Origin of the sequence: Pseudomonas sp. BLCC-B112 (assembly GCF_028550695.1) — a bacterium.
Classification (GTDB): Bacteria; Pseudomonadota; Gammaproteobacteria; order Pseudomonadales; family Pseudomonadaceae; genus Aquipseudomonas; species Aquipseudomonas danubii.
Map to the genome: position 1 here is coordinate 239,489 of NZ_JAQQGK010000003.1, position 12,498 is coordinate 251,986.

Annotated in this window: 13 protein-coding genes; 4 read left to right on the forward strand and 9 right to left on the reverse strand. The window is 66.2% G+C overall.

All coding sequences use genetic code 11. The annotated features are described in order from the left end of the window. Positions 1–25: 25 nt before the first annotated feature. The gene (locus PQT43_RS10060) at positions 26–1,024 is read right to left on the reverse strand and encodes a bile acid:sodium symporter family protein (RefSeq protein ID WP_267268565.1); all 999 of its coding nucleotides are present in this window, start codon (positions 1,022–1,024) and stop codon (positions 26–28) included. 85 nt (positions 1,025–1,109) lie between these two features. Between PQT43_RS10060 and PQT43_RS10065 the strand changes: the two genes are divergently transcribed. Beyond that, complete coding sequence (locus PQT43_RS10065; protein ID WP_110596085.1) at positions 1,110–1,907, forward strand: AraC family transcriptional regulator; 798 nt, start codon at positions 1,110–1,112, stop codon at positions 1,905–1,907. Positions 1,908–2,069: 162 nt separating this feature from the next. Here the strand turns inward: PQT43_RS10065 and PQT43_RS10070 are convergent, their stop codons facing one another. Genes PQT43_RS10070 through PQT43_RS10085 form a run of 4 tightly spaced genes read right to left on the reverse strand, consistent with a single transcriptional unit; the run spans position 2,070 to position 6,671 of the window. Further along, the gene (locus PQT43_RS10070; protein WP_102881737.1) at positions 2,070–2,522 is read right to left on the reverse strand and encodes a response regulator; all 453 of its coding nucleotides are present in this window, start codon (positions 2,520–2,522) and stop codon (positions 2,070–2,072) included. After that, the gene (locus tag PQT43_RS10075; protein WP_272753800.1) at positions 2,519–4,846 is read right to left on the reverse strand and encodes an ATP-binding protein; all 2,328 of its coding nucleotides are present in this window, start codon (positions 4,844–4,846) and stop codon (positions 2,519–2,521) included. The genes PQT43_RS10070 and PQT43_RS10075 overlap by 4 nt, the downstream gene beginning before the upstream one ends. Then, positions 4,843–5,511: a response regulator gene (locus PQT43_RS10080; RefSeq protein WP_102881735.1), complete on the reverse strand. Its 669-nt coding sequence runs from the start codon at positions 5,509–5,511 to the stop codon at positions 4,843–4,845. The genes PQT43_RS10075 and PQT43_RS10080 overlap by 4 nt, the downstream gene beginning before the upstream one ends. After that, the gene (locus PQT43_RS10085; protein ID WP_102881734.1) at positions 5,508–6,671 is read right to left on the reverse strand and encodes a sensor histidine kinase; all 1,164 of its coding nucleotides are present in this window, start codon (positions 6,669–6,671) and stop codon (positions 5,508–5,510) included. The genes PQT43_RS10080 and PQT43_RS10085 overlap by 4 nt, the downstream gene beginning before the upstream one ends. Before the next feature lie 172 nt (positions 6,672–6,843). Between PQT43_RS10085 and PQT43_RS10090 the strand changes: the two genes are divergently transcribed. Next, positions 6,844–7,362 carry an SgcJ/EcaC family oxidoreductase gene (locus PQT43_RS10090; protein WP_102881733.1) on the forward strand — a complete coding sequence of 173 codons (519 nt, stop codon included), beginning with the start codon at positions 6,844–6,846 and terminating at the stop codon, positions 7,360–7,362. A 57-nt stretch (positions 7,363–7,419) separates the two neighbouring features. Here PQT43_RS10090 and PQT43_RS10095 read toward each other — a convergent pair whose 3' ends face one another. Beyond that, positions 7,420–8,421: an AraC family transcriptional regulator gene (locus PQT43_RS10095; protein WP_102881732.1), complete on the reverse strand. Its 1,002-nt coding sequence runs from the start codon at positions 8,419–8,421 to the stop codon at positions 7,420–7,422. 248 nt (positions 8,422–8,669) lie between these two features. On the opposite strand from PQT43_RS10095, the gene PQT43_RS10100 reads away from it, so the two are divergent. Then, positions 8,670–9,443 carry an EAL domain-containing protein gene (locus PQT43_RS10100; RefSeq protein WP_102881731.1) on the forward strand — a complete coding sequence of 258 codons (774 nt, stop codon included), beginning with the start codon at positions 8,670–8,672 and terminating at the stop codon, positions 9,441–9,443. A 42-nt stretch (positions 9,444–9,485) separates the two neighbouring features. Here the strand turns inward: PQT43_RS10100 and PQT43_RS10105 are convergent, their stop codons facing one another. From PQT43_RS10105 to PQT43_RS10115, 3 genes are all read right to left on the reverse strand, one after another. Next, entirely contained in the window at positions 9,486–9,875 is a 390-nt protein-coding gene (locus PQT43_RS10105; protein ID WP_249735689.1) for a YceK/YidQ family lipoprotein, read from the reverse strand. 63 nt (positions 9,876–9,938) lie between these two features. After that, positions 9,939–10,259: a YceK/YidQ family lipoprotein gene (locus PQT43_RS10110; RefSeq protein ID WP_102881730.1), complete on the reverse strand. Its 321-nt coding sequence runs from the start codon at positions 10,257–10,259 to the stop codon at positions 9,939–9,941. Between the two features lie 57 nt (positions 10,260–10,316). Continuing rightward, a complete protein-coding gene (locus PQT43_RS10115; protein WP_110596081.1) occupies positions 10,317–10,853 on the reverse strand; it encodes a DinB family protein in 537 nt (178 codons plus the stop codon). Positions 10,854–11,100: 247 nt separating this feature from the next. Between PQT43_RS10115 and PQT43_RS10120 the strand changes: the two genes are divergently transcribed. After that, a complete protein-coding gene (locus tag PQT43_RS10120) occupies positions 11,101–12,375 on the forward strand; it encodes a cystathionine gamma-synthase family protein (protein ID WP_272753803.1) in 1,275 nt (424 codons plus the stop codon). The last annotated feature ends 123 nt before the right edge of the window (positions 12,376–12,498 follow it).

Genomic DNA, 12,498 nt, shown 5'->3' on the forward strand with positions numbered 1-12,498 from the left:
CTGCCGGGCCGCCTTGCAGGAAAGGTTACGGGTCGACCTGGCCCATCAGCTCGGCCACCGATTCCGGACGCTTGGCGTAGCGCTGGGCCAGCACCGCGCAGACCATCAGCTGGATCTGGTGGAACAGCATCAAGGGCAGAATCAGCACGCCCATGGTGCTGCCGGCGAACAGCACCTGGGCCATGGGCACGCCGGTGGCCAGGCTCTTTTTCGAACCGCAGAAGAGGATGGTGATGCGGTCTTCCTGGTCGAAGCCGAACAGCTTGCCGAGAAAGCTTGAGGCCAGCAGCACCATGGCCAGGAGGATGCAGCAGGCCACCAGCAGCCCGCCCAGTTCCCACAGCGGGATCTGCTGCCAGATGCCTTCGTTCACCGCCTCGCTGAAGGCGCCGTAGACCACCAGCAGGATCGAGCCCTGGTCGACGAAGCGCAGCCAGTTCTTGTTGCGCCCGACCCAGGCGCCGATCCAGCGCCGGGCAATCTGCCCGGCGATAAAGGGCAGCAACAACTGCACGCTGATCTTGACGATGGCATCCAGGGTCGAGCCGCTGTCGCCGTGCACGTTCAGCAGCAGGGTCACCAAGAGCGGGGTGAGGAAGATCCCGAACAAGCTCGACGCGGCGGCGCTGCAGATGGCCGCCGGGATATTGCCCCGGGCCAGGGAGGTGAAGGCGATGGCCGATTGCACCGTGGCGGGCAGGGCGCACAGATACAGCATGCCCAGGTACAGGTCGTTGCCCACCAGCGGCGACAGCAGCGGCTTGAGCGCCAGCCCCAGCAGCGGGAAGAGCACGAAGGTCAGGCTGAACACCAGCAGATGCAGGCGCCAGTGGCCGGCTCCGGCGATGATCGCCTCGCGCGACAGCTTGGCGCCGTGAAGGAAGAACAGCAGGCCGATGGCGAGGTTGGTCAGCCAGCCGAAGCCGACCGCCACCTGGCCGCTGGCGGGCAGGAAGCTGGCCAGCAGCACCACGCCGATCAGGGTCAGGGTGAAGTTGTCGGGCAAAAGACGCGAGCGAGTCATAGCGGGATCATCCGGGGGTTGCCAAGTGCGGTGGGGCGACTCTAACGTGGCTGGAATTTACCGACTAACGCCAAGGAGCCCATTAATGCCGCCTAAAGGACATGAAAAAATCGTCCGGCGCAGTATTCCCGGGCTGCCGAGTCTGCCGCGACCGGTGTACGGGCGCACCGAATCCTTGCCCAACCGCGCCTTGACCCGGCGCCACAGCCACCCCTGGGTGCAGTTGTCCTACGCGATTGCCGGGGTGCTGGAGATCCAGACCAGCGCCGGGCGCTTTGTCGCACCGCCGCAGCGCGCGGTATGGATTCCCGCCGGGGTGCCGCACCGGGTGTTCAGCTCGCCGCGCACCGAGATGCGCAGCCTGTACCTCGATTGCAGTGTTACCACCTGGGCGGCGCCAGACAGCTGCCAAGTGCTGGCGGTCAGCAGCCTGCTGCGGGAGCTGATCCGCGCCTTCAGCGAATTGCCGGTGGAGTATGTCGAGGACAGCGCCGACGGGCGCTTGGCCCAGGTGCTGCTGGACCAGCTGGCCGCCGCGCCGCAACTGGACCTGATGCTGCCGCTGCCCCTGGACCCGCGTTTGCGGGCGATCTACCGCAGCTTGCAGGCGCATCCGGAGCAGCCGACCACCCTGGGGCAATGGAGCCAGAAGCTCGGGGTCACGGAGAAAACCCTCAGCCGCCTGTTCCTCAAGGACACCGGGCTGACCTTTCGCGCCTGGCGCCAGCGTCTGCGCCTGCTCGGCGCGCTGACCCCGCTGGAGCAGGGCGAGCGGGTCACCGACGTGGCGCTGGCCTGTGGCTATGACTCGACCTCGGCCTTTATCGCCGCGTTTCGCCAGCAGTTCGACGCCACCCCCGGCGAGTTCTTCCGCGACCTCTGAAACCCCGCGATTCCTGTAGCCGCTGCCGCAGGCTGCGAACGGTCGCGAAGCGGCCGCTGCGTTATATCAGCAAGCCCGGTTTGGGTCTGCTGCGCAGCCCATCGCAGCCTGCGGCAGCGGCTACAGGGTGCGACGATGCGGCAGGTGCGGCGGCGCGGCAGGTCAGGCCCTGGATGGGCGCAGCAGTTCGATGCGCTCCGGCGGCACCAGGGTGCGCAAGGTCTTGTACAGGGCCCGGGTTTCCAGCAGGTTCCAGATCCGCAGCAGGGTTTCCAGGGCGTCCAGTGGCTTGCTGATGAAGTCCCGGGCGCCCAGGGCCAGGGCCCGCAGGCGGGTGTCGCGGGTGGCGTCGGCGGTGAGCACCAGAATGGGCAGGTAGTCGTTGGCCGGAATTCGCCGGTTCAGTTGCTCCAACACCGCAAAGCCGTCGAACTCGGGCATGTGCAGATCGAGAATCACCAGGTCCGGTTCGAAGCTGTTGAACAGTTCCAGGGTGCGCAGCGGCTGGGTGCTGCTCAGGACGTTGTGCAACCCTTCACGGGCCAGCAGTTGTTCCATCAGGTCGAGGTTGGGACGTTGGTCGTCGACGATCAGGATGCGCATATCGGCAGTCATACGGGCTCCACTAGGCAGGCTTGGAGGTGGGCAAGGAACGCCGGTACATGGATCGGCTTGGTGAGGATCGCGGTCGCCCCGGCTTCTCGCAGGGTGCGCTGGGTCAGCTCGCTGGCGTCGGCAGTAATCATCAGGATCGGTGTGGTGGCGGTGATGGCGGAGGCTCGCAGGCGTTGCAGTACTTCCAGGCCCTGCAGGTCCGGCAGGTTGACGTCCAGCAGGATCATCTGCGGTGCGTGCTGGCGGGCCAGATCCAGGCCCATCTGCCCCTGCATGCTCGACAGCAACTGAATGCCCGGCCGGCGCTGCAGCAGGGTTTCGATCAGCGCCAGGCTTTGCAGGTTGTCTTCGATGCAGAGGATCTTGCCCTGGTGCCGGGCCGGCGCCTGGGGCGTCGGCAGGCTCAGTGCCGGAGCGGCAAAAGGCGTTGCGGCGGGGGCATCGGGCAGGCGCACGAAGGGCAGCTCCAGGCTGAAGCGACAGCCGCTGCCCAGGGTGCTCTGCACGCTGAGGTCGCCGTCCATCATTTCCAGCAGGCTCTTGCTCAGGGCCAGGCCCAGGCCGGTGCCTTCGACCTTGGGATCGGCATCCAGGCGTTCGAACGGCTTGAACAGGCGCTCCAGATGATCAGGGGCAATGCCACCGCCGGTGTCGATGACGCTGATACGCAGGCGCGGTCCGTCGATCGCCACCTCGATGCTCACCTGGCCGGCGCTGCGGTTGTACTTGATGGCATTGGACAGCAGGTTGAGCAGCACCTGGATCAGCCGCTGGCGGTCGGCGATCACCCCGCTGTCCACCGGCAGTTCCGGCAGTGGTGCCAGGTGAATGCCGGCGTCGGCGGCCATCGGTGAAACCAGGGTCAGGGCTTCATGCAGCACCGCCGCCAGGGGCATGGGCTCGACGTTCAGCGGCAGGCGCCCGGCTTCAATGCGAGCGATGTCCAGCACCTCGTTGATCAGCGCCAGCAGGTGCTGGCCGGCCCGCAGGATATGCCCGACCTGGGGCCGCTGGCCGGCGCTGGAATCCATGTCCAGCAGTTGCGCGAAACCGAGGATGGCATTGAGCGGGGTGCGCAGTTCGTGGCTCATGCGCGAGAGGAACTCGCTCTTGGCGCGGCTGGCGCTTTCGGCTTCTTCGCGGGCGGTGCCCAGGGCGATTTCCGCGGCGCGGCGGTCGGTGATGTCCCGGGTGATCTTGGAAAACCCCCGCAGGGCGCCGCTGGCGTCGTATTGCGCGGTGATCACCACGCTGGCCCAGAAGCGGCTGCCGTCCTTGCGGCAGCGCCAGCCTTCTTCCATGTAGTGGCCGTGGGCGGTGGCTTCGCGCAGGGCCATGTCCGGGTGCTGCGGGCATTCTTCCGGCAGGTAGAACAGGGAGAAATGGCGGCCGATGATTTCCTGGTCGCGGTAGCCTTTGATCCGTTCGGCGCCGAAGTTCCAGGTGGTGACCATGCCGGCGGTGTCCAGGGCGAAGATTCCGTAGTCCTTGACCCCGTCGATGATCAGGCGCAGGCGTTCTTCGTTGTCGCGCAGGGCGCGCTCGCGTTCGGCCAGCAACTGCCCGGCCTCCACCAGGCGCGTGCCCAGCTGGCCGATTTCATCCAGTTCCGGGGCTTGCGGCAGCAGGGGCTGACCCAGGGCCAGGCGCTGGGCGTTGCCCTGGACCTGCTGCACCCGGGTGACGATGCCCCGGGACAGCAGCAGCACCGCAACGATGGCGCCAAACAGCCCGCAACCGGCGGCCAGCAGGGTGGCGAACAGCAGGCGCATGCGGGTTGCCGCCGCGGCCGCGGTGCGTTCGGCCAGCAGCGCGTCCTCGTGGATGCGCATGGCGCTGATCTGTTCACGCAGCACGTCCAGCACCTGCTTGTTGTCGATGAGGATCGCGGTCACGGTGGCGCTGTCGTCGCGGCTGCCGTTGCGCAGGGCCACCAGGCCTTCGAGCTTGGTCTGGATCAACGGGGTGATGGTGTGCAGGTACTCGCGCATGCGCGTGTCGCGCACGTTGCGGTCCAGGCGTTGCAAGGCGGCTTCAATCTGCGGGCGGGCCTGGAGGTAGGCGGGCAGGAAGTCCTCGCTGCGGGTCAGCAGGTAACCGCGCACGCTGGCCGCGGCCTCGGCCAGCAGGGTGTGCACGGTCTGGATATCGCCCTGCACCAGCAGCACCCGGCGTACGTCTTCTTCGGCGCGGGCGGTCTGGCGTTCGGCGCTGTAGATCAGCACCAGCGACAGCAGCAGGATGACCAGGGGCAGGGAGATCACCACCAGCGCCTTGCCCCGCAGCGGCAGGTCGGCCCAGCGCCGGGCGCTGCGCAGGTTCATGGCCACTGCCCGCTGGGCTGGGTCACCAGCCCCAGGGCGATGCCGCGCACCGCCGCCTGGGTGCGGTCGGAGGCGCCGAGCTTGCCGATCACCCGCTCGACGTGGGCCTTGGCGGTGCCGGTGGTGATGCCGAGCTTTTCGCCGATCTCGCGGTTGCTGAAGCCGCCGGCCACCAGCCCCAGCACCTGGCGCTCGCGGGCGGTCAGGGCCTGGACCTGGGGCGCCTGGCCGTTGCCGCGTTCGGTCATGCGCCGCAGCAGGCGCGCGCTGACCGCGCTGTTGAGGGCTTCCTCGCCCTGGGCCACCCGTTGCAGGGCGCCGATCACTTCGTCGCGGCTGGCGTCCTTGAGCAGGTAGCCCACGGCGCCGGCGGTCATGGCCGCTTCCAGGTGATCGGGGCTGTCGTCCATGGTGAAGATCACCACCTTGACCTCGGGCTGGCGTTGCTGCAGAAGGCGCGCGGCCCCCAGGCCATTGAGCCGCGGCATGCGGATGTCGAGGATGGCGATGTCCGGGCGCAGTTGCTCGCACAGGGCCAGGGCTTCTTCACCGTCCCTGGCCTGGCCCACCACCTCGAACTCCGGATTGCCCGCCAGCAGGGCGACGAAACCGGTGCGGGTCACTTCATGATCGTCCGCCAGGACCAGGCGTATCAGCGTACTCATAGCGCTGGCTCCAAAGGCTGGACGGGAACCCGGGCCAGTAGCCGGGTGCCATTGCCGGGCCGGCTGTCGCAGCTGAAGTAGCCGCCCAGCAGATGGGCGCGTTCGTGCATGGCGACCTGACCCAACTGTTCGGCCACCGGGGCCGGCGAGCTGATGAAGCCGCAGCCGTCGTCGCTGACCCCGAGCAGCGCCTGGCCGTCCTCCAGGGCCAGGCTCAGGTGCACCTGCGAGGCCCGGGCGTGTTTGAGGACATTGTTGATGGCTTCCTGGGCGATGCGGAACAGGGCAATTTCCACCGCGTCGGGCAGGCGCTGCGGCGCGCGCTGGCCCCAGTACACCAGCAGACCGGCGTCGCGCAGGCGGTCGGCCTCGCGGTCGATGGCCCGCAGCAGGCCGAAGTCGTCGAGCACGTGAGGGCGCAAGCCGCCGATCAGCTGCCGGCCCTCGCCGACGCAGCCCTGGGCCAGTTGCAGGATGGTCTGCAGGTCCTGCTGCAGCTCGGCGGACAACGGCGGACAGCGCCCGGCGAAGCCCTGCAGGCGCTGATGGAGTCCGGCCAGGGTTTGCGCCAGGCCGTCGTGCAGGTCATAGGCGACCCGCTTGCGTTCGTCTTCCTGGGCGCTGAACAGGCGCTGCACCAGTTCCGACATGCTGCGCTCCCGGGCTTGCAGGTCGCGCAGCAGGCGCTGGTTTTCCAGGTGCGCGGCCAGCAGGGTGGCCAGCAGTTGCAGGGATTCCAGGTCTTCGCTGTCCGGGGGGCTGATGGGCACGCTGTTGGCCAGCAGCAGGGCGCCGAAGGCCCGGCCGTCGGCGCGGTGCAAGAGCACGCGCAGCACGGCGCTGTCCGGGGTCGGCGGCGGCTCCGGCCACTGCGGGTGATCGGCCAGGGCGCGCAGGCCTTGCAGGCGCTCTTCATGACCCTGGGCGGCGCGGGTGTGGATCACACCGTCTTCGGCCCATTCCAGCAGCAGCCCGTGGTCCATGGCGGCAAAGGCACAGGCCCGTTGCACCACCCGCTGGCGCATCTGCTCGGGGGGCAGTTGCAGCAGCTCCTGGCCGGTGTCCACCAGCAGCCGCAGGCGCGCGGCGCGGCTCTGGGACTGTCGATACTGGCTGCGCAGGGCCAGGGCGCTGGCGGGGTCGAAGGATGGGGTGGACATGGCGGGGCTCCAGTGTGGCGGCGCTGCTGTTGAACAAAAGCGGGCATTAGACCCGCTGCTGCACGTCACGCCTATCTGCCAAATGGCATAGGCCAAAAGCTCCAGTTGGCCGATGGCGCGGGCGACGGCGATGGGCAAAGTGTGGCTCATTGAAACCCACTGGAGAAATCGTATGAAACTGAAAACCACTGCCCTGGCCCTGTTTTTTGCCTTCACCGCTCCATTGGCGGTGGCCGCCGAGGTCAAGCCCTATGTCTATAGCGCCGTTGCCGAGCAGCCGCAAGCGGCCCAGGACCGTGAGATCGCCGGCCTGTTCGACCGCTGGAACAGCGCCCTGCAGACCGGCAATCCGCAGTCGGTGGTGAGCCTGTATGCGCCGAACGCGGTGTTGCAGCCGACCGTGTCGAACCAGGTACGCAGCACTCACGCACAGATCCAGGACTACTTCGAGCACTTCCTGGCGTCCAAGCCGGTGGGGCAGATCAACTACCGTGAAATCCGTCACCTGGGCCCCGATGCCGCCCTGGACAGCGGCGTCTACACCTTCACCCTGACCGATGCGTCGGGCAAGGCCGAGAAGGTCCAGGCGCGCTACACCTTCCTGTACGAGCGTATCGATGGCCAGTGGAAGATCCTCAACCATCACTCCTCGGCGATGCCGCAAGTCCAGCCGCAGCTGGCCGCTCACTGATCCACCTTGCGTTCCCTTCACGCCGAGCTTTCGCTCGGCGTTGTCGTTTCCCGCGGCTCACTGCTCGCGGTAGCGCCCCGGGGTCATGCCGAACCAGCGCAGGCAGGCCTTGTGAAAACTGCTCTGGTCGCGAAAGCCCAGCAGCGCGCCGATGTACTTGACGCTGCGCATGGAGTTACGCAGGAAGCTGTGGGCCAGCATCAAGCGGGCTTCGTCCAGTAAGGCGGAGAAATGCACGTCTTCGTGTCCCAGGCGGCGTTGCAGGCTGCGGGTGCTGACCCCGACGATTTGGGCGATGTTCGGCAGGTCGCTCGGCGCGCCCTGGGCCAGGCGTTCGGACAGCGCTCGGCGGACCCGGGCGGTCATCGAACCGTTGTGCAGCAGGTTGAGGCGATTGCGCGCGTACTCCAGGTGCAGCACATCCAGGGCCGGGTCGGCGGTGGGCAGGGCAATGGCGCAATCCTGGCTGCTGAAGGACAGGCTGTTGTAGGGCGCGCAAAACTGCAGGTTGTCTCCCAGCAGTTGGCGCAGTGACCCGGTGTCCAGCGGCTCCTCGTAGGTGAAGGTGGCCGCCAGGGGCCGCAGTTTGTGCTGCGGCAACAGCCAGTGCAGCAGGCCCAGGGTCTGGGCCGCGCCGGCGTCGATAAAGGCCCGGGGCATCATCGAGGGTTCGCTGGCCACGTCGAAGCCGATCAGGGTCAGCATCTGCGGTTTGCGTTCCAGGCACATGCAGAAGCCGTTGCTGATCAGCGCGTGGTAATCCACCAGGCGTTGCAGCGCGATGCCCAGGGTGGCGCAGGACATCACCGCATACCCCAATGCCTCCAGGTTGGCCGGATGGGCCTTGCTGTAGGCCAGCAGGCCCAGGTCCGGCTTGCCGGTGCGGCGCACGGCTTCCTGTATCACCTGATAGACCAGTTCCAGCCTCACGCCCTTGGGGTTTTCATACACATCCCGCAGGCTGCTGCCCAATTGCTTGAGCAAGGTTTCGACGTGGGCGCCGCCCTCATTCATGACATCGGCAAGCACCCGAAAGCTGGCGCTGGTCATTCTATGCATAGGTCTTCCTGGACTGATGGCTAAGTGATATCGGAGAGGCCATTGGCATGATTGCAATAAACACGGGGCCACAGACGATTCGGCAGTGCCGCGCGTTTCCGAGGACAAGCGAAAGGTATCCAGGAACACTTCCTCAAGGCCTGTGCCAGGGTCGATCATGCTCGGCCAGGGCCCTTGGGAAGGGTGACGGCCAGCGCGTCGCATCCGGTTCGCCGCGAGGGTGCCGTTGTCTTGCCCGGGGAGTTGTCATGCAAAGCGTCAGAGACTTTTATCGTGAACTGGCCCAGGGCCGCCTGATGCTGGCGTTCCAGCCGGTGGTGTGGCTGCCCGACAGCAGCCGGGTGCTGTACCACGAAGGCTTGCTGCGCCACATCGATGCCCAGGGCGGCGAAGTCTATCCTCTGGCGCTGCTGGAAAAACACCAACTGATGCGCGAGCTCGATCACAGCGTGGTGCGCTGCGTGATCGAGGCGCTGCACCGTGATGAACGCCTGCGCCTGGGCTGCAACATTTCCGCCCAGAGCGCGATCATCGACGGCTTCTGGTTGCCGATTCTGCAGGTGCTGCGCGACTCACCTTCAGTGGCCGCGCGACTGGTGATCGAGATCACCGAAAGCGCCACGCCGCCGAGCATCGAGGCGGCCAGCGAATTCGTCCTGTGCCTGCGCGAAATGGGCTGCCGGGTGGCCATCGACGATTTCGGCGCGGGCCTGGGCACCTTGGAGTTCATTCGCCAGACCCGGCCGGACATCGTCAAGATCGACAAGGGCTACATCCAGCGTGCCCGTGGCGAACTCAACAGCGCCCAGACCCTCAGCCACCTGGTGCAGCTGTGCAAGACCCTGGCGCCGTGCGTGATCATCGAAGGGGTGGAGACGGGCAGCGACCAGAACCTGGCCACCGCCTGTGGTGGCGAGTGGGGGCAGGGCTATCTGTTCGGTCGCCCGCAGGTGGATCGGCTGGGGCGGCGCTGCTGCCTGGAGCAGCGCAGGGCAGCGCTGTGCGCGTCGGATCAGGCGTAGCCCGGTTGCGCCAAGGCACGGCGCATGCCCGCCTGAAGGGGGTCAATCAGCCTGCGGGGTGATGGGCGGGGTGTGGGCCGTTGGGTCTTGCACCTCGGCACTGATGGGCAACGCCGGCAGCTCTTCCTCGGGAATCTCCTTCTTCTTCACGTGCCTGTTGCGCTTGGGCCGCTCCGGCTGGAACGCGTCGTAGGGCAGCAGCACGGTGTCGAGCGCCGCATCCAGGGGCAGGCTGGCCACCAGCAGGATCGGGCACACCACCGTCACCCAGCAGCCGCCGGTGATCATGCGTGCGTAGCCCATGTCATAGCCGGTGAGCACTTGGGCGTTGGTCTTGACGCTCCGGTAGTAGCGGTCGTCGCGAAAATCCAGGGCATTGCCGCGAGTCATGTAGGTGCCGCAGCCGGACAGCAGCAGGGTGTTGAGCAACAACAGGTAATGGAGGATTCGGATGATCGGGCTTCCACGCAGGGGCGAAACAGGGTCGGGCGCGAATCAGTGATTCATTGCGTCATAGGGCAGCAGCGCGGTGTCGGCCACGGCATCCACCGGCAGGCTGACGATGGCCACCACCGGGCAGACGATGCTGACCCAGCAGAAGACCGTGGCGTAGCCGTCGTAGCCACTGGAGCCACGCATGGTCAGCAGCTCGATATTGGCCTGGGTGCCTTTGTAGTAGTCGTAGCCGCTATGGGCGTTGGGCGTGCGGGCGATCAGGGTGCCGCAGCCCGTCAGGGACAGCAGGGACAACAGAAGTACAGCGTTGAGGGCTTTGATGATGCCATTCCTTAGCGAGCAGATTTTTGCCGCGCGCATCGTCGCAGAAGCCTGGGGCGCACGCTAGATAGGCTCGAATAAATAATCGGCGCCCGATCAGAGCGCTGATGGAATCAACAGCAGCAGATCGGTATCGCCGATGTCCACGCCGGCTTGGGTCAGCAGGGTGCTGGCCTGGCCCCGGTGATGGGTCTGGTGATTGAAAAAATGCACCAGCAGGGCATACACATTGCGCTCGGCGACCACGCCCCGGGTGTTGGTGTAATGCAGGCTGCTGTCCAGGTCGGCGTCGCTCAGGGACTGGCTGAAATCCAGGATCAACTGGTCCAGCCATTGGCGCTGCTGCCAGAGCCCGTCGAGGTTTGGGAACAGCAGGGTCTTGAGGTCCTGGGGCAGGGCCACCTGCTGCAGCGGGGCCAGCGCCGGATGCTGCGTCGGGTGTTGGGCAAAGCGCTTGAGCCAGATGGTGTCACCGGCCAGCAGGTGATTGAGGGTGCCGAGGATCGAGCCGAAAAACGCCTGGCGGTCGAGGACGATCTGTCCCTCGGGCAGGCTCATGGCGGCGTTGTACAGCTTGGCGTTCATCCATTGGTTGTAGCGGGCCATCAGGCCCAGGTGCTCGGTGCGGTTCATGGCCGTTCCTGGTGGTGGTGTGGGGCGCTCGATCAGGCGGTCGTCAGCTTCGCAAGGTGCATGGCCGGCGCGCAAGGGCGGCTTGAAAATCTCCGTGCGATGGGCGTTTTTCCGGCCGACGAGGCATTAAAAAAACCGCCCCTTTGGCCCCGATAACATCGTTTCTCGGGGCTTGGGCTTTTCTCTATATTGGCCACCAGATCCAGCGCGGCAACAGGCCGCGCGCCCTCTATGGTGAGCCGTTGCAATGAATAAAAAACCTGAACGCACAGGGCTGGAAAATCCCGGGACCGCCACTCGCGTGGTCTGGGGCGGGGAGCAGATCCGTCATCCCTACAACGCCACGCAAACGCCGATTGTCGCCAGCGCCGCCTATGGCTACGACGACATCGACCAGTGGTATGACGTGGCCCTGGGCAAGGCCCCGGGCTTTATCTACAGCCGCATGAGCAACCCCACGGTGGAAACCCTGGAAGCCAAGCTGCGGGACCTGGAAAACGCCGAGTCGGCGGTGGCTTTCAGCAGCGGCATGGCGGCCATCAGCGGCGTGCTCTACAGCTTCCTGCGCCACGGCCAGCGGGTGGTGTCGACCAAGGACAGCTACGGCGGCACCAACAAGATCTTCGAGGAATTTCTGCCGCGCATGGGCGTGGCCGTGACCCTCTGCGAAACCTTCGACCAGCAGCAGATCGAAGCCGAGATCGCCCAGGGTTGCGACCTGCTGTACCTGGAGACCCCGACCAACCCGACCCTGAAGATCGTCGACATCCAGCGTCTGGTGAGTGCGGCGAAGAAGGTCGGCGCCCTGGTGGTAGCGGACAACACCTTTGCCACGCCGCTGAACCAGAACCCCCTGGCCCTGGGCGTGGACGTGGTGATCCACAGCGCCACCAAGTTCCTCAGCGGTCACGGCGACGTGCTCGGTGGCGTGGCCTGCGGCAGCGAAGCGCTGATGAGTCAGGTGCGCCATTACCGGGAAATCAACGGCGCCAGCCTCGATCCGTTCTCGGCCTACCTGATCATCCGCGGGATCAAGACCCTGGCCCTGCGTATGCGTCAGCAGCAGCACAGCGCGGCGCAACTGGCGCAGTTCCTGCTCAACGAGCCGCTGGTGGAAGCGGTGAATTACCCAGGGTTGCCCAGCCACCCGAACCACGCCGTAGCCTGTGCACAGATGCGCGGTTTCGGCGCCATCGTCAGTTTCGTCCTGGTGGGCGGCATGGACAGCGTCAAGCTGCTGTTGCCGCGCCTGCGCTACGCCCACTGCGCCGGCAACCTGGGGGCGGTGGAAACCATCTACGGCCCGGCGCGCACCACCAGCCATGTGGAGAACACCCTGGAAGAGCGCCAGGCCCTGGGCATCTCCGAAGGCCTGGTGCGGATCTCGGTGGGCATCGAAGACACCGACGACCTGCTGGCCGACCTGCAACAGGCCTTCGCCTGGCTGCGCCAATCCCTCAAGCACAACCCGGCGCCCGGCGCCGTCCCTTCCCTGAATACCCGGGCCGAGGTCGCCCACTGAAAGAGCGCGCAACACCCCCACAGCAAGGCAGCCCGTGGGGGCTTCATGAAGAGGAATAACAATAAAAACCTGGTGGCATCCGATTTGTTTTCTGCCCATTTCCACAGTCGCAGAAATTGAGAC